Origin of the sequence: Ensifer sp. BR816 (assembly GCF_000378985.1) — a bacterium.
GTDB lineage: Bacteria > Pseudomonadota > Alphaproteobacteria > Rhizobiales > Rhizobiaceae > Sinorhizobium.
On the sequence record NZ_KB905370.1, the window covers coordinates 3464626 to 3479484 of the forward strand.

Genomic DNA, 14859 nt, shown 5'->3' on the forward strand with positions numbered 1-14859 from the left:
AGGAGAGGCACAATGTCAAACGAAGAAACCAAGATGCGTCTGAACAGACGACAAATGCTCGGAACCACCGCCTTCGTCGCGGCTGCCGGCGCAGTGGGCGCCGGTGGAACCTTGACGCTCTCGGGCGGCACGGCGACGCCGGCCAAGGCGCAGGAGGCGTCCGGCGGAAGCTACGAGGTCAAGCCCGGCGAACTCGACGAATACTACGTCTTCTTCTCGTCGGGGCAGTCTGGCGAGGTCCGCGTCGTCGGCGCGCCCTCCATGCGCGAGATGATGCGGATTCCCGTCTTCAACCGCTGCAGCGCCACCGGCTGGGGTCAGACGAATGAGAGCCGCAAGATCCTGACCGAAGGCCTGCTGCCGGAAACAGTCGAGTTCCTGAAGGACCGGGGCGGCGTTTACACGAACGGAGACCTCCACCATCCGCATCCGTCGTTTACCGACGGCACCTATGACGGCCGCTATCTCTTCGCCAACGACAAGTCCAATTCCCGCGTCTGCCGCATTCGGCTCGACGTCATGAAGTGCGACAAGATCATTCAGCTTCCCAACCAGCACACCGTCCACGGCCTTCGGGTTCAGAAATATCCGAAGACCGGATACGTCTTCTGCAATGGCGAGGACGCCGTGCCGGTCCCGAATGACGGCAAGACCATGGGCGACAAGAACTCCTACCAGGCGATATTCACCGCCGTGGATGGCGAAACGATGAAGGTCGCCTGGCAGGTCATGGTCGACGGCAACCTCGACAACGTCGACGCCGACTACCAGGGCAAATACTGCTTCGCCACCTGCTACAATTCCGAAGAGGGCTTTACCCTGGCGGATATGATGGCGAGCGAGCAGGACTGGATCGTCATCTTCAACCTGAAGCGGATCGAGGAGGCGGTCGCCAAGGGCGACTACAAGGAAATCGGCGGCGTGCCGGTGCTCGACGGCCGCAAGGGTTCTCCCTACACGCGCTACGTGCCCGTCCCGAACAGCCCACACGGCATCAACACGGCGCCCGACGGCATCCACGTCGTCGCGAACGGCAAACTTTCGCCGACGGTGACAGTCTTCGACGTGCGCAAGTTCGACGATTTGTTCGAGGACAAGATCAAGCCGCGCGACACGGTCGTTGCCGAACCGGAACTCGGCCTCGGGCCGCTGCACACCGCCTACGACGGCAAGGGCAACGCCTACACGACCCTGTTCATCGACAGCCAGGTCTGCAAATGGAACATCGAGGACGCCAAGCGGGCCTATGCGGGCGAGAAGGTCGATCCCATTCGCCACAAGCTCGATGTCCACTACCAGCCCGGCCACAACCACACGTCCATGGGACAAACCAAGGAAGCGGACGGCAAATGGCTGATCTCGCTGAACAAGTTCTCCAAGGACCGCTATCTGAACGTCGGTCCTCTGAAGCCGGAAAACGACCAGTTGATTGATATTTCGGGCGACGAGATGGTGCTCGTGCACGACAATCCGACCTTTGCCGAACCCCATGACGCGACGATCGTCCATGCCTCCAAGATCAATCCCGTCCATGTCTGGGACAGGAACGATCCGTTCTTCGCCGACGCGGTCGCCCAGGCGAAGGCCGACAACATCGACCTGATGGTCGATTCGGAGGTCATCCGTGACGGCAATAAGGTCCGCGTCTACATGACATCCGCCGCCCCGGCCTTCGGGCTCGACGACTTCACCGTCAAGCAGGGCGACGAGGTCACCGTCTATGTGACGAATATCGACGAGGTCGAGGACCTTACGCACGGGTTCTGCATCGTCAACTACGGCGTCAACATGGAAATTGGACCGCAGGCGACCGCTTCCGTCACCTTCAAGGCCAGCAAGCCGGGCGTCTACTGGTATTACTGCACGTGGTTCTGCCATGCGATGCACATGGAAATGAAGGGCCGCATGCTGGTGGAGGCGCAGGGAGCCTGATGGCCCGTCCGAACTTACCGACCCTGGGAATGGCGGCGCTGGCCGTCGCCATCCTCGCCTGTCCCGCATGGGCGGCGACGATCCGCAAGGCTGCCGACGGATCGCCGCTCCAGCCTGTGCTCGACCGCGCCCAGCCCGGCGACGTCGTCGTCCTGGAAGGACGCGAACACCAGGGGCCAGTCACGATCGACAAGACGCTGACGCTCGAAGGCGAACCCGGAGCCGTCGTCCTGGGCAACGGCAAAGGCAGCGTGATAACCGTGACGGCGCCGCGGTCGATCGTCCGCGGGCTGGAGGTCAGAGGGTCAGGCAAGGACCTTTATGGAATGGACTCCGGCATCTTCGTGGCACAAACGGCAACCGAAGCGCGCGTCGAGAAAAACGCGATCATTGGCAATCTCGTTGGCATCTATCTGCACGGGGCAGAAGGTTCTTCGGCGCAAGGCAACACGATCATCGGCTTACGAGAGGGCAGGATCAGCGAGGCGGGAGACGGCGTATCGGTCTGGAACGCGCCAGGTGCGCAGGTCATTGACAATGACATCAGCTACGGGCGGGACGGTATCTTCAGCAAGGCGAGCAAGCGCAACGTCTTCAGCGGCAATCGCTTTAGTGACTTACGTTTTGCAGTCCATTACATGTACACAAACGACAGCGAGATTAGCAACAACGTCTCGACGGGCAACGCTGTCGGCTATGCGATCATGTATTCCAATCGCCTCAAAATAAGGGGCAACCGCTCAGACGGGGATCGCGATCACGGTCTGCTGCTGAATTATGCGAACAGTTCCGAGGTCACCGGCAACATGGTCCTCGGCCGCCTTCAGCCGGCGGACCGCTGGCGAGGGGTGCGATCCTTAGAGCATGGCGTTCCGAAGGCCGAGAATGAGAGCCAGACGGCAGGCGAAGATCGCCGCCTGGGGCCGGAAAAGTGCGTCTTCATCTACAATGCCAACAGGAACCGCTTCGCAGACAATCTCTTCCGGGGCTGCGCGGTCGGCATCCATTTCACGGCCGGTTCCGAAGGCAACCGCATGAGCGACAACTCCTTCATAAACAATCGCAACCAGGTGAAGTATGTCGGGACGCGCCATCTCGACTGGTCGGCGAACGGCCGGGGCAACTACTGGAGCGACAACCCGGCCTTCGACCTCGATGGCGACGGGATCGGCGACAGCCCATACCGGCCGAACGACCTTATCGACCGGGTCCTGTGGACCTCGCCGCAGGCGAAGCTCCTGACGAGCAGCCCCGCGGTGCAGGTCATCCGCTGGGCCCAGGCGCAATTCCCGGCGATTCTGCCGGGCGGCGTGGTCGACAGCCATCCGCTGATGGTGCCCGCCGCAGACAGGAAGGCCATGCAATGAACGAGACCGTAAAGATGGCGGGCGTCAGCAAGCGCTACGGAAATGCCACCGTGGTGCGGGACGTCTCGCTCGGACTCCATGCCGGGGAAACGATCGCGCTCGTGGGTCACAACGGCGCCGGGAAGACCACCCTCATCAAGCTCATGCTTGGCCTGATCCGCCCGACCGACGGCCTGGTCCGGGTTCTGGGAGAGAACCCCGCGACCGGCGACTTCGTCGTGCGACAAAGGCTCGGCTACCTGCCGGAAAGCGTCTCTTTCAACATGGCGCTGTCGGGACGCGAGACCCTGCGTTTCTACGCGCGACTGAAGCGTGTCGATATCGCCGCCGCCGAGGAACTTTTCGAGCGCGTGGGCCTCGCCGCGGAAGCTGTCGATCGACCCGTTCGGACCTATTCGAAGGGCATGCGGCAGCGTCTCGGCCTGGCGCAGGCCCTGCTCGGCACGCCGCGGGTCTTGCTGCTGGACGAACCGACGAGCGGCCTCGACCCTGCATTGCGGAGAAGCTTTTATGATCTGATCACGGAGTTGCGGGGCAAGGGCACCACGGTGTTGCTCTCGTCGCATGCGTTGACGGAGCTCGAGGGACGCACGGATCGCGTGATCATCGTCAACAACGGCGTGGCGATTGCCGACGGCACGCTCGACGATTTGCGGCGCATCGCGCGACTGCCGACCCGCATCAGCGTCAAGCTCTCGCAAATGGACGTAGCTCCGCGATGGGCCAACGGTGGGATGAAATGGTCCCGAGACGAGGACGGAGTCCTTGCTGCGGAAGTCCTGCCGGACCGCAAACTCCCATTGCTGCATGACATCACTGCAGACGCGGCGCTGATCTCCGGTTTGACGATCACGGAACCGACGCTCGACGACCTCTACGCCCATTTTCTTAGGACCCAGGTGACGAAATGAGGAATGTGCTGACCATAGCCGGCAAGGAGATCCAGGAAGGCACGCGCAACAGATGGGTGCTGGCAACGACGTTGCTGCTGGCCGGGCTTGCCCTGACGCTGTCGTTCCTCGGCAGCGCCCCGACGGGCAATGTCGGCGTCAACAAGCTCGATGTCGTCATCGTCAGTCTCTCCAGCCTCACAATCTTCCTCGTGCCCCTGATCGCGCTGCTCCTTTCCCATGACGCCATTGTCGGCGAAATGGAGCGGGGAACCATGCTGCTTCTCCTCAGCTATCCGATCGGTCGCAGCGAGGTGGTGTTTGGAAAGTTTCTCGGACACCTGGCGATACTCGCCTTCGCAACGCTCTTCGGCTATGGCGCGGCGGCAGCGGCCATCATCGCGACGGGAAACGAGATCGGACCTGGAAGCTGGCAGGCGTTCGCGTCGATGATTGCCTCGTCCGTCCTGCTCGGCGCCGTGTTCGCCGCGATCGGCTACCTGACGAGCGCCGTTGCCAGCGAGCGGACCACCGCCGGAGGCATCGCCATCGGGATTTGGCTGTTCTTCGTCCTGATCTACGACATGGCCCTGCTTGGCGCGCTTGTTGCCGCCCAGGGGCAGGCAATCCCGACCGGGCTGCTTGATCTGCTCCTGCTCGCCAATCCCACCGATGTCTACCGGCTGCTCAATCTCGGCTCGGGAGGTGCCAGTGCGCTTTCCGCAATGGGCGGAGTCGCCGATCACGCGGGCCTTTCGCCGCCGGTTCTGGTCGCCGCCCTTGCGCTCTGGACGCTGGCGCCGCTGGGCTTCGCCACACTGATCTTCTCGAGGAGGGAACTATGAGACTGGCAATCGTCACGGGAGTCCTGGCCGCAACGCTTCTCCTCGCCGGCTGCACGAACGAAGAGCAGGCGAAGATGCCGCCCCCCTATTCACTGACGGCCGATGCGATGGGGCGCTATTGCGGCATGAATGTCCTCGAACATCCGGGACCGAAGGGCCAGGTAATTCTGGAGAATATCCCGGAACCCATCTGGTTCTCGTCGGCGCGAGACGCCATAGCCTTCACCATGCTGCCGGAGGAGCCGAAGGATATCGCCGCCATCTACGTGTCGGACATGGGCGCCGCGCCGAGCTGGGAGGAGCCGGGAGCCGAGAACTGGATCGATGCGCGGAAGGCGTTCTACGTCGTGGGCAGCACGGTCAAAGGCGGCATGGGAGCGGAGGAAGCGGTGCCATTCGCCAGCCAGGGCACCGCGCGTGACTTCGCTGCGAAGAACGGGGGCCGGGTGATGGGATTTGCGGAAGTGCCCAAGGACTATGTGCTGGGGGCCGACGGCGAGCAGGACTCGAACCTGGAAGTCGAAAGCCATGGCAAAGGTTGGACTCATGGATAGAGGGGTGAAGCGTCGCAGAGTCATCTGCATCATCGCGGCGGCGGCCGGTCTGCCGCTGTTCGGTTTTGGGGGAGGAGCCGAAGCCGCTGCCTCGCCGATCACCTGGACGGGCCAGGCCCTGGGCGCGCCTGGGAAACTGATCCTGAGCCTCGAGGACCGGACCGAAGCCGCGCGGCTGATAGACCGCGTCGTTGCGGAGGTGTCTCGGCTCGAGCGGGTATTCAGTCTGTACCGGCCGGATTCCGCCCTCTCCGAGCTGAACCGGACGGGAGCGATAGCCGCGCCGCCAGCAGACCTCGTGCGCCTGCTGGAGGCGAGCCGCGACGCATGGGAGGCGACCAACGGCGCCTTCGACCCCACCGTTCAGCCCCTTTGGACGCTCTACGCCCGTCATTTTTCGGCAGCCGACGCCGATCCAGCGGCCCCGCCCAAGGTCGAGATGATGCGCGCATTGTCCCTCGTCGGCCTCGACAAGCTCAAGTTCAACCGCGACCGGGTAGTGTTCACCCGGCCGGGAATGGCATTGACCCTCAACGGCATAGCGCAGGGCTATATCACCGATCGTATCGTTGATCTGCTCAAGGATGCCGGCGTTGCAAACAGTCTCGTCAGCATGGGCGAAACGCGCGCGATCGGGACTCAACCCGACGGTCGGCCCTGGGGGGTCGGTCTCGCGACGAACGAGGATGCCGGCACGCCGGACAGCATTCTGAGGCTCGTCAACAGGGCGGTCGCAACGTCGAGCCAGGACGGCTTCCATTTCGGAGAGTCCGACCGGTTCGGTCACATCCTCGACCCGCTGAGCGGGGGAACGCCAAGGCTCCATCGGCGGGTAAGCGTCGTCGCCCCGAACGCAACAACGGCGGATGCCTATTCGACAGCCTTCAGCTTGATGGACACGCCGGCCATCCGCGTCGCCTGCGACGGGCGTGCGGACCTGGCAGTCGACTTGATCTCGCCGTCAGGCGCGCACGCGCGTTTCGGCTGGACCGGCTGAGCTCGGCGGCAGTCGCGCTTCGTGTGCGCCGGTCCGAACTTCCTTATGACCTGTTCGATACCGGTTCGTTTGCCGGCGCGTTTGCAGTCCGCGCCGTTGTGCGAAGGAAGGTCACCTCCTCGCTTACAATCCGATCTTCGCTGTTCAGGACGGCGCGCCATATCCGGTTTCCGAGCTTCACGCTTAGGCGGCAGGTGCCGGCGTCTTGCCCCTCGCCGCGTTCGACCATGCTCGTCAACAGTCCCATTTTGAAGTTCCTGCGTAGGTCATTCATTGAGAGTCTGAAGCGATCGGCGAGCATGGCGGGGTCCAGTATGAAGTCGCCACTGTTATCTCGTTCCATGCCGTTTTTCCCTATGAGTGGGGTGCAGCATCGTCCAAGTCTGAGCTCGCTTTCCGCTGCGCTGGCCGTTGCCAGTGGCGGCGCTGAACGCCGGCCTGGGAGGGGGTCCGCTCATCGACGGGAGAAAGGTCACGAGGAAGAGCCCCCACCCCGCCATCCAGCAGGTGGCAGCGGCGGCAACGAGATTGAAATAGCCATCCTCTATCCAACTGGCGCCGATACGCAGAAGCGCCGAGAGAGACACTAGCGAGAAGGCCCAAGCCATGGTCCGGCTGAGGATCAGGGTCTCTCCGTCGCGGACCATCGCCGGCCGCATCATGAGGGCGGCCATCATCGTGCCCATCGCCCCCATGGTCAGCGCATGCAGGGAGGCAGCCGGCGGTATCCGGTCGGGAAAGATAGATGCAAGACCGCCGAGGACGAGCGCCGCCGGAGTCCAAGCGAAGGCGACGTGCAGGATGAACAAGGCCGGATAGCGGCCGGTCTTGAGGCTTTGCCATCCCTTCATCTGCAGAAGCAGCAGCGGGGCCGAAAACAACAGCAGGACTCCCGACAGATTATGCTGGCTGCCGCCCGCGAGGGTGGCCGCGAGGATACCCAGGATCGCCATCAGCGAAAGCTCGGGCCGATCGCAGACGGACCTCCCTCCTCCCATCCGGTCCATCCAGCTCCGGGTAAAAGCGGGTACGGCGCGTCCCCCAATCACTACGATCAAGAAGATATAGAGCATCGGTACGGAGTTCGCAGGGCTCGGCCCATCATGGAGCGAGAGCACGGAGTTTACAGCAAGAGCAGCCGTGCCAAGCGGCGCCCAAAGGCGATGCCACGCTCCGCAAGAGACGACTCCGCGCATCAATATCGCAGTCAGGAACACGAAATAGCCGGAGGTCACGACGGTCGCGGCTTCAAGCGCCAGATGGTCCGGGAAGGCCGCCGTCAGCCGCGCGGCACCCCAGAGGCAGGCGGCGATCACGGTAACGGCCGGCGGCACGGGTCCTCTCCTCGTCCAGGCTGGGAGAGCTGTCAGGAGATAGCCTCCGGCCGCAGCGCCGCCCATGCCGAACAGCAGCTCGCGGCTGTGCCATCCAACCCTCTCCGGCACGAGTTCCTCCGGCAGAAGCCAGACCGTCGGGACGACAAGCGCCCATAGTCCCGCGAGAAGAAACAGGAGGCGGTAAGGCTTGCCGCAAATAGAAGCCCGGCGGAACGAAACCGCTTGGGTCAACCGGCCGCCTGCGATTGAGCCTCGAACCGAGGAAACAACACCGCGTTCTCGAGATGCATGTGCGCCACGAGATCGTCGGTGAACTTGCGCAGCCCCGTATAGAGCGCGGTCCACGAGCCGCAGGCCCCCGGCGGCAACGAGAGGCCGTGGGTGACGTGCTCGATGGTCCGAAGATGCTCCACCTCCTCCTCGTGCTCGTGCCGCATCTGCGCGATCGGATGCGCGATCACCGGGCTGCCGCCGCGCCCCATCATCGGGAAAAGAACCTGCTCTTCCTTCATCATGTGACTCTCAAGCTCGTACCGCAGGTGCTCAAGCACCTGGGAAAGCCCGATCGGTGCCGAAGGATGGTCGCCGTGCACCCGCTCCACCTTCTGGGCGAGCGGTATGAGCCAGGCGAGTTCTGCGCGGTGCACCTGGTGGTATCGGTCGAGAATATGGGCGATGAGGTCCGATGTCTGGTCGGGCGCATCACGTCTCGCCGCTTCCACGAGCGCCTGCAGCTCCGACAGCAGCGCCGTCGGCGCCAGACCCGCCTTCTCGGCGGCTTCCGAAAGCGGAACGTTGCCGCCGCAACAGAAGCTGATGTCATGGCGGCGGAAGAGTTCCGCGGCACCGGGCAGCTCTGCTGCGATCGCCGCCACTGTGTTGTCTAGATTGATTTCGGTCATGTGCTGTTCCTGACTCGTTTCGCATGCCGGAACGTCAGCCTGTCCAAGACGGCCAGTTTCGCGCCGATCGCTCCATCCGCATTCGGTGTTTGTGCAGAAGTAAAGCCCACGGGTCTTTGTCCCTGCGCAAACAGCGAACCGGATGGTGTTCCGCGACAGCCTCGGGGCGATCGCAGACAGCCTGCCGAACGGGGTCGACTGGAAGATGCACCTATGCGGCGGCGCCACCAACCGGCCCGCGGATTTGCGCCTTTCCTTCGTGGCAGCGAGCCCCGTGCCATCTTCGGATCGCACGGGGCTCTAGCCGCCCTGCCTCGTTCAGGACGGCTGCGGCTAACCCTATATGGTGCCGGGGCCGAGAGCATCTACCTAATCGGGCTAGCTCCAAGTCCAGTTTGCAAGATGTGCCGCGTAAGCCCCCAAGCTGGAAGGAGCTCGCTGCCTCACCGGCCGCGAAGGATGAAATCGCCTTGTGGGGCTGCCGAAAGCCGTTCGGTTTCCTGCGTCAAGCGCTCGCGCAAGGGTGATCGGATGCACACCGGATCCGTGGCGCCGGCATCGTCGGCGAGCGCCATCGCCTGGCAACGGCAGCCGCCGAAATCCACCCTCTTGCGCTCGCAGCTTTGGCAGAGCGCCGGCATCCAGCTCTCGCCGCGATAGGCGTTAAAGGCATCGCTCTCGTACCAGATCTCCGATAGCGAGCTTTCGCGGACATTCAAGAATGACAGGCTCGGGATCGTTTCCGCCGCATGGCATGGAAGCACGCGACCCGACGGGGTGACGTTCAGGCCCACCCGGCCCCAGCCGCCCATGCATGCCTTCGGGTACATGGAATGATAGTCGGCGGGCACATAGTCGATCACCAACACGCCCTGGTATTTGTCGCGCGCCGCGGCGACGGTGCCGGTCGCCCGCTCGACCTGTTCGCGCGTCGGCATAAGCGCGGCCTTGTTGCGCTCGGCCCAGCCATGAAACTGCACCGTCGCAATCTCGATGCGCCGGGCTTTGAGGCGGATCGCCAGTGCGATCATGGCGTCGATCTCGTGCATGTTCCACCTGTGGCAGACGGCGTTGATCGTCAACGGGACACCTGAATCCGCCACCCAGTTCGCGACGGCCATTTTGCGTTCATAGCCGCCCTGATAGCCGCTGATCCGATCTGCCTCTTCTGGAGAAACGCCCTGGATCGAGAGCTGAACGTGGTCGAGCCCGGCATCCGTCAGACTGTTGATCCGGGCTTGCGTCAAGCCAACGCCGGAGGTGATGAGATTGGTGTAAAGCCCCAGCGACGCGGCTGCCTCCGTCAAATCGACGATATCCCGTCGTGCCGCGGGCTCCCCGCCCGACAAATGCAGGTGCAGCACCCCAAGATCGGCCGCTTGCCGGAATACGCCGATCCATTCCTCGGTCGCAAGTTCCTCGTCCATCGGCGTCAACGCGATCGGATTGGAGCAATATGGACAAGCCAACGGACAGCGATGCGTCAGCTCCGCCAGCATCGCCATCGGCGGCGGCGCGCGCGAAACGTCGGGGGCGGCATCGTTTGCAATCGCGATGCTCATTGGACGAGCTCCAGCATGCGGCGGAGGGAGAGTTCCTTTACGAAAGCCACGACGTCATTGCCGATCTGGGCGGCCGGGGCCTCGAACGTGGCGGCAAAATCGGTGGCGATGCAATCAAGGGAGCGCTTGCCATCGAGGGCTTGCACGATGCGGATGGCGATGTCGTCGAGGGCGATCGCGCGTTCAGGCGCCAGCAGGACCGTCCGACCGCGAACTGAATCCTCGCGCAACCGCACGCCACGCGCAAGCTTGACCACACTGGACCCAGAAATCACGGACGCATCGACGGTCATTCCGCAGCCTCCCTCGATGTCATTTCGCTGAGCACACCCTCCCGACCGTCCCAACCTCCCGGCGGAATGCGGCCGGGTGCCACATACGCCGAATGGAGCGCATCGAGCTGGGCCCAAAGAACATCCGTCTTGAATGTGAGTGCCGCGGCAGCGGCATCCTGCTTTTCCATCGTGTCGGCACGGTCGAGGACGTAGGAGAGACCGAATTCGACATCGCGGGGCGCCTCGGTCAGCCTCTGGCGGAAGTAGGCGAGCGCCGCGTCATCGGCGAACGCATAGTGCTCGAGCAACCCGGCGATGCGTTCCGAATGGATCTTGGGCGCGAAAAGCTCGGTCAGCGAGGATGCCACCGCCTCGAGGAGCGGCTTCTCGCGCACGAACGACACATAGGCGTCCACCGCAAATCGCGTCGCCGGCAGCACGCCCTTCGTCGAAGCGACGTAGCCGGGATCGAGGCCGACGGCCTCGGCGAGACGCAGCCAACGTCGGATGCCGCCGCCGGCATCGATGCCCCCATCATGGTCTTCGATACGGGAGCGCCAAGCCCTGCGCAGATCAGGGTCGTCGCATCGCGACAGGAAGGCCGCATCCTTCATCGGAATTCGGCACTGATAGTAATATCGATTGATGACCCAGGCACGAACCTGCGTCATCGTGCAGCGGCCGCCGTGGAGCATCACGTGAAAGGGATGCTTGTCGTGATAGCGCTCCTTCCCAATATCCAAAAGGCGGGTATGGAAAGCTTGCTTGTCAGCCAATGCCATCAAAGTCGGACCTCCATGCCGTCGAAGCCGACCTCGAAACCGCGGCTCTCGACACTGTCGCGCTCGCTGCCGGCCCGCCAAATCGGGTTCGTGTTGTTGATGTGGACATAGATCTTTCTGCGAATGTTCAGGGTGCCGAGTGCATCGAGGCTGCCGCCTTCGCCGCCAATCGGCATGTGGCCCATGCGACGGCCTGTCTTGCACCCCGTGCCGCTGGCGACGTTCAGACGCCTGCCGAGAGCGTCGTTCATCATGGCGCAGCCCGGAATGTAGTAAATACGCTTGTTGTCGGCTTCGAGCTCGAGACCGACCGTATGTTCGCTCTCCACGGCGAGGTCCGGTTCGCCCTCTTCGAGAAAAAGCGGGACCTTGCCGGGGACAGCAAAGAGGCGCGCCTCAAGGCTAGGGAGCGGAAAGAATGGCTCTTCGATCGAGACGATCGTTCTCGAGACCAGTTCCGGATCTAGGACGCGGAAGACCGGATTCTCGGCAATGATTTGGTCGACTGCACCGGTCGAAAATACAGTGAATGCCTGCTTTTCCCGCAGCACGAGGAGTCCCGCCAGATGATCGATGTCGCCATTGGTCAGCACAACGCTCTTGATCGGACTGTGGCGCAGCCGACGCGGCTGCAGCGCCAGATTGGCGCCAACTTGTTCACGCATGTCCGGAGACGCATTGAAGACCGCCCAGGCCTCGCCATCTAGGCTCACCGCAAGCGACGACTGGGTCTGCGGTCTGAGCGCGGAGGCGGGATCGCGCGCCATCGAGCAGTTCAGGCAGCCGCAATTCCATTGCGGGAGGCCGCCGCCGGCGGCGGCCCCCAAGACGATGATACGAAGATCGGACATTTTCTTCACGGGAATACCTGACGAATTGTGGACCGACCGTCGTGGGACGAAGCCTCAGAAGAGGATCGGCTCGTCGCCGTCCGCGGGGACGTAGCGGGTGACTTCCATAGCGCAACTGACTTCGGTGAATTTTGGTGCGTGCCAGGACATGTCTTCTCCTTTACCTGTCGAGGTGGTTGTGCCCGTTCCGGCGTTCGCGGGCACCCTTGCCGGCGGGTCGGACACGAGACAAGCTTTGCTCCCGAAGAGCGCCGCTTGGGTGAAGAACCGGGACAGCATTCCGCCGCACCGGCAGGACCCGGCGAGCGCCGTCGCCAGGTTTTTCGCAAATCGATGTTCTCGCCGGGCACGCGCATCTGCAGCCGCGTACACCGGAATGCCGGGGCCAGGCCTGCGGCCTTCGCTCCCACGCTCACTATCGCTCTTGAGGCTACCAATCGCGCGCCACCGGCGATGTCGCGCAAGCACACCCGAGGGCCGTGGCGGAAGCCCCCACTCGGAATTCTGCTGGTACGCATCACGGAACCTCCCCTTTCCCTGGCGAAATGGTAACGACGGCGCGAAGGCTCACAATACGACCTATGCACAATCGACAGAGGCGTTTCCGTCCGCATCGGGCCGCGGCCAGGCAGCCGCAGGCATTACGACCAAGGTGCAATATCCGTGCCTTTGGCTCGGGACGATGATCGAAGCCGCCAGACGGTTGCGGCAGCCGCAACTGATGCGAGGGAAGGAGACATCGATATGAACAGATTGATGCTGACTGCCGTGACGGTCCTGTCACTGGCGGGAATGGCCCAGGCGGAGGTGACGGAAGAGGATCTCGCCAAGGACGCGACTACGGTCAGCGATGTGCTGACGAACGGCATGGGGAGAGGCCTGCAGCGCTTTTCTCCGCTCGAGACGTTGAACAAGAACAACGTCAAGAACCTCCTGCCTGCCTGGGCCTTCAGCCTCGGCGGCGAAAAGCAGCGGGGACAGGAAAGCCAGCCGATCGTCCATGACGGCGTAATGTATGTCACGGCCTCCTACAGCCGGCTCTTTGCCATCGACATCAAGACCGGCAAGGAGCTTTGGCAGTTCGACGCGCGGCTGCCCGAAGGCATCCTGCCCTGTTGCGATGTGGTCAATCGCGGCGCGGCGATCTACGGCGACAACATCTATTTCGGGACGCTCGACGCCCGTCTCGTCGCCCTGAACCGCAAGACGGGCGATGTGGTTTGGAACAAGAAGATCGCCAACTACAAGGAAGGCTATAGCTACACGGCCGCGCCGCTGATCGTGGACGGCCTCGTCATCACCGGTAATTCCGGCGGCGAGTTCGGCGTTGTCGGCGAGGTGCAGGCGCGCGACGCCAAGACCGGCGAGCTGGTGTGGACACGCCCGGTCATCGAAGGACACATGGGCACCTACAAGGGCAAGGAAAGCTCGATGACCGGGACGCTGAACGCGACCTGGCCGGGAGACCTGTGGAAGACTGGCGGCGGCGCCACCTGGCTCGGCGGCTCCTACGACGCCGACACCGATACGCTGATCTTCGGCGCAGGCAACCCCGCCCCATGGAACAGCCACCTGCGCAACGCCGGCAAGCCGGTCGAAGGCAACAAGGGCGACAACCTCTATGCCGCGAGCCGTCTCGGCATCAACCCCGAAAACGGCGAGATCAAGTGGCACTTCCAGACGACGCCAAGAGAAGGCTGGGATTTCGACGGCGTCAACGAGGTCGTTCCGTTCATCTCCAAGGACGGCAAGAAGCGGTTCGCGACCGCCGACCGGAACGGCTTCTTCTACATCCTCAACCGCGAGGACGGGAAGTTCGTAGCCGCCTATCCTTTCGTCAAGAACATTAGCTGGGCGAAGGGCATCGATGAGAATGGCCGCCCCATCTACGTGGAGGAAAACCGCCCCGGCGACCCCACCGTGGCCGCCGATGGCGGCAAGGGACAGCAGGTCTTCGCGGTACCGTCGTTCCTCGGCGGCAAGAACTGGATGCCGATGGCCTACAGCCAAAAGACCGAGCTCTTCTACGTGCCATCGAACGAGTGGGGCATGGACATCTGGAACGAACCCATCTCCTACAAGAAGGGCGCGGCCTATCTCGGTGCCGGCTTCACGATCAAGCCGCTCTTCGAGGACTATATCGGCTCGCTGAAGGCTATCGACCCGAACAGCGGCGAGATCAAATGGGAATACAAGAACGGTGCGCCCCTTTGGGGCGGGGTGATGGCGACGGCGGGCGGACTGGTCTTCGTCGGGACGCCCGAGGGTGACTTCAAGGCGCTCGACGACGAGACCGGCGAGGTTCTCTGGTCCTTCCAGACCGGGTCGGGGGTCGTCGGCCAGCCCGTCACCTGGGAGCAGGACGGCGAGCAATATGTGTCGGTGATCTCCGGCTGGGGGGGCGCTGTGCCGCTCTGGGGCGGCGAAGTCGCGAAGAAGGTCAACTATCTCAACCAAGGTGGTATGGTGTGGACCTTCCGTTTGCCAAAACAACTGGCTTCGGCACAATAGAGGATACCGGGGCCGGGCTTTGGCAGCTGGCCCCGGTTTCTCGCGACAACGGCA

The 14859-nt window shown here is 63.2% G+C and carries 15 protein-coding genes; 7 read left to right on the plus strand and 8 right to left on the minus strand.

All coding sequences use genetic code 11. The features are described 5' to 3' along the window. The first annotated feature begins 12 nt into the window (after positions 1-12). Genes nosZ through RHIBR816_RS0116570 form a run of 6 tightly spaced genes read left to right on the plus strand, consistent with a single transcriptional unit; the run spans position 13 to position 6585 of the window. The gene (gene nosZ / locus RHIBR816_RS0116545; RefSeq protein WP_018237687.1) at positions 13-1932 is read left to right on the plus strand and encodes a TAT-dependent nitrous-oxide reductase; all 1920 of its coding nucleotides are present in this window, start codon (positions 13-15) and stop codon (positions 1930-1932) included. Then, positions 1932-3299, plus strand: coding sequence for a nitrous oxide reductase family maturation protein NosD (locus tag RHIBR816_RS0116550; RefSeq protein WP_018237688.1), 1368 nt, complete (start codon positions 1932-1934; stop codon positions 3297-3299). Before nosZ ends, RHIBR816_RS0116550 begins: the two co-directional genes overlap by 1 nt. After that, positions 3296-4210, plus strand: coding sequence for an ABC transporter ATP-binding protein (locus RHIBR816_RS0116555; RefSeq protein ID WP_018237689.1), 915 nt, complete (start codon positions 3296-3298; stop codon positions 4208-4210). Before RHIBR816_RS0116550 ends, RHIBR816_RS0116555 begins: the two co-directional genes overlap by 4 nt. After that, the gene (locus tag RHIBR816_RS0116560; RefSeq protein ID WP_026187083.1) at positions 4207-5034 is read left to right on the plus strand and encodes an ABC transporter permease; all 828 of its coding nucleotides are present in this window, start codon (positions 4207-4209) and stop codon (positions 5032-5034) included. Before RHIBR816_RS0116555 ends, RHIBR816_RS0116560 begins: the two co-directional genes overlap by 4 nt. Then, positions 5031-5588: a nitrous oxide reductase accessory protein NosL gene (locus tag RHIBR816_RS0116565; protein WP_018237691.1), complete on the plus strand. Its 558-nt coding sequence runs from the start codon at positions 5031-5033 to the stop codon at positions 5586-5588. The genes RHIBR816_RS0116560 and RHIBR816_RS0116565 overlap by 4 nt, the downstream gene beginning before the upstream one ends. Continuing rightward, complete coding sequence (locus RHIBR816_RS0116570) at positions 5581-6585, plus strand: FAD:protein FMN transferase (RefSeq protein WP_026187084.1); 1005 nt, start codon at positions 5581-5583, stop codon at positions 6583-6585. Before RHIBR816_RS0116565 ends, RHIBR816_RS0116570 begins: the two co-directional genes overlap by 8 nt. Positions 6586-6628: 43 nt before the next feature. Here RHIBR816_RS0116570 and RHIBR816_RS38405 read toward each other — a convergent pair whose 3' ends face one another. From RHIBR816_RS38405 to pqqA, 8 genes are all read right to left on the minus strand, one after another. Beyond that, positions 6629-6928, minus strand: a complete 300-nt coding sequence (locus RHIBR816_RS38405) for a DUF6522 family protein (protein WP_018237693.1) — start codon at positions 6926-6928, stop codon at positions 6629-6631. Then, positions 6915-8153, minus strand: a complete 1239-nt coding sequence (locus RHIBR816_RS0116580) for an NnrS family protein (RefSeq protein ID WP_018237694.1) — start codon at positions 8151-8153, stop codon at positions 6915-6917. The genes RHIBR816_RS38405 and RHIBR816_RS0116580 overlap by 14 nt, the downstream gene beginning before the upstream one ends. Then, positions 8150-8824, minus strand: coding sequence for an iron-sulfur cluster repair di-iron protein (ric, locus tag RHIBR816_RS0116585; protein WP_018237695.1), 675 nt, complete (start codon positions 8822-8824; stop codon positions 8150-8152). The genes RHIBR816_RS0116580 and ric overlap by 4 nt, the downstream gene beginning before the upstream one ends. Positions 8825-9267: 443 nt before the next feature. Then, positions 9268-10386: a pyrroloquinoline quinone biosynthesis protein PqqE gene (gene pqqE, locus RHIBR816_RS0116595; RefSeq protein ID WP_018237697.1), complete on the minus strand. Its 1119-nt coding sequence runs from the start codon at positions 10384-10386 to the stop codon at positions 9268-9270. Continuing rightward, the gene (gene pqqD, locus RHIBR816_RS0116600; RefSeq protein WP_018237698.1) at positions 10383-10679 is read right to left on the minus strand and encodes a pyrroloquinoline quinone biosynthesis peptide chaperone PqqD; all 297 of its coding nucleotides are present in this window, start codon (positions 10677-10679) and stop codon (positions 10383-10385) included. Before pqqD ends, pqqE begins: the two co-directional genes overlap by 4 nt. After that, on the minus strand, positions 10676-11443 hold the full coding sequence (gene pqqC / locus RHIBR816_RS0116605; protein ID WP_018237699.1) for a pyrroloquinoline-quinone synthase PqqC: 768 nt from the start codon (positions 11441-11443) through the stop codon (positions 10676-10678). The genes pqqD and pqqC overlap by 4 nt, the downstream gene beginning before the upstream one ends. Beyond that, the gene (locus tag RHIBR816_RS0116610) at positions 11443-12303 is read right to left on the minus strand and encodes a pyrroloquinoline quinone biosynthesis protein PqqB (protein WP_026187085.1); all 861 of its coding nucleotides are present in this window, start codon (positions 12301-12303) and stop codon (positions 11443-11445) included. The genes pqqC and RHIBR816_RS0116610 overlap by 1 nt, the downstream gene beginning before the upstream one ends. A gap of 45 nt (positions 12304-12348) precedes the next feature. Next, positions 12349-12444: a pyrroloquinoline quinone precursor peptide PqqA gene (gene pqqA / locus RHIBR816_RS0116615; protein WP_026187086.1), complete on the minus strand. Its 96-nt coding sequence runs from the start codon at positions 12442-12444 to the stop codon at positions 12349-12351. A gap of 594 nt (positions 12445-13038) precedes the next feature. Between pqqA and RHIBR816_RS0116620 the strand changes: the two genes are divergently transcribed. Continuing rightward, positions 13039-14805 carry a PQQ-dependent methanol/ethanol family dehydrogenase gene (locus RHIBR816_RS0116620; RefSeq protein WP_018237702.1) on the plus strand — a complete coding sequence of 589 codons (1767 nt, stop codon included), beginning with the start codon at positions 13039-13041 and terminating at the stop codon, positions 14803-14805. The last annotated feature ends 54 nt before the right edge of the window (positions 14806-14859 follow it).

Bases quoted from the DNA above. Each gene is read 5' to 3' on its own strand.
- RHIBR816_RS0116550 (WP_018237688.1), top strand. From the start codon at position 1,932: ATGGCCCGTCCGAACTTACCGACCCTGGGAATGGCGGCGCTGGCCGTC.
- RHIBR816_RS38405 (WP_018237693.1), bottom strand. From the start codon at position 6,928: ATGGAACGAGATAACAGTGGCGACTTCATACTGGACCCCGCCATGCTC.
- pqqD (WP_018237698.1), bottom strand. From the start codon at position 10,679: ATGACCGTCGATGCGTCCGTGATTTCTGGGTCCAGTGTGGTCAAGCTT.
- pqqC (WP_018237699.1), bottom strand. From the start codon at position 11,443: ATGGCATTGGCTGACAAGCAAGCTTTCCATACCCGCCTTTTGGATATT.
- RHIBR816_RS0116570 (WP_026187084.1), top strand. From the start codon at position 5,581: ATGGATAGAGGGGTGAAGCGTCGCAGAGTCATCTGCATCATCGCGGCG.
- pqqE (WP_018237697.1), bottom strand. From the start codon at position 10,386: ATGAGCATCGCGATTGCAAACGATGCCGCCCCCGACGTTTCGCGCGCG.
- nosZ (WP_018237687.1), top strand. From the start codon at position 13: ATGTCAAACGAAGAAACCAAGATGCGTCTGAACAGACGACAAATGCTC.
- pqqA (WP_026187086.1), bottom strand. From the start codon at position 12,444: ATGTCCTGGCACGCACCAAAATTCACCGAAGTCAGTTGCGCTATGGAA.
- ric (WP_018237695.1), bottom strand. From the start codon at position 8,824: ATGACCGAAATCAATCTAGACAACACAGTGGCGGCGATCGCAGCAGAG.
- RHIBR816_RS0116560 (WP_026187083.1), top strand. From the start codon at position 4,207: ATGAGGAATGTGCTGACCATAGCCGGCAAGGAGATCCAGGAAGGCACG.
- RHIBR816_RS0116620 (WP_018237702.1), top strand. From the start codon at position 13,039: ATGAACAGATTGATGCTGACTGCCGTGACGGTCCTGTCACTGGCGGGA.
- RHIBR816_RS0116565 (WP_018237691.1), top strand. From the start codon at position 5,031: ATGAGACTGGCAATCGTCACGGGAGTCCTGGCCGCAACGCTTCTCCTC.
- RHIBR816_RS0116555 (WP_018237689.1), top strand. From the start codon at position 3,296: ATGAACGAGACCGTAAAGATGGCGGGCGTCAGCAAGCGCTACGGAAAT.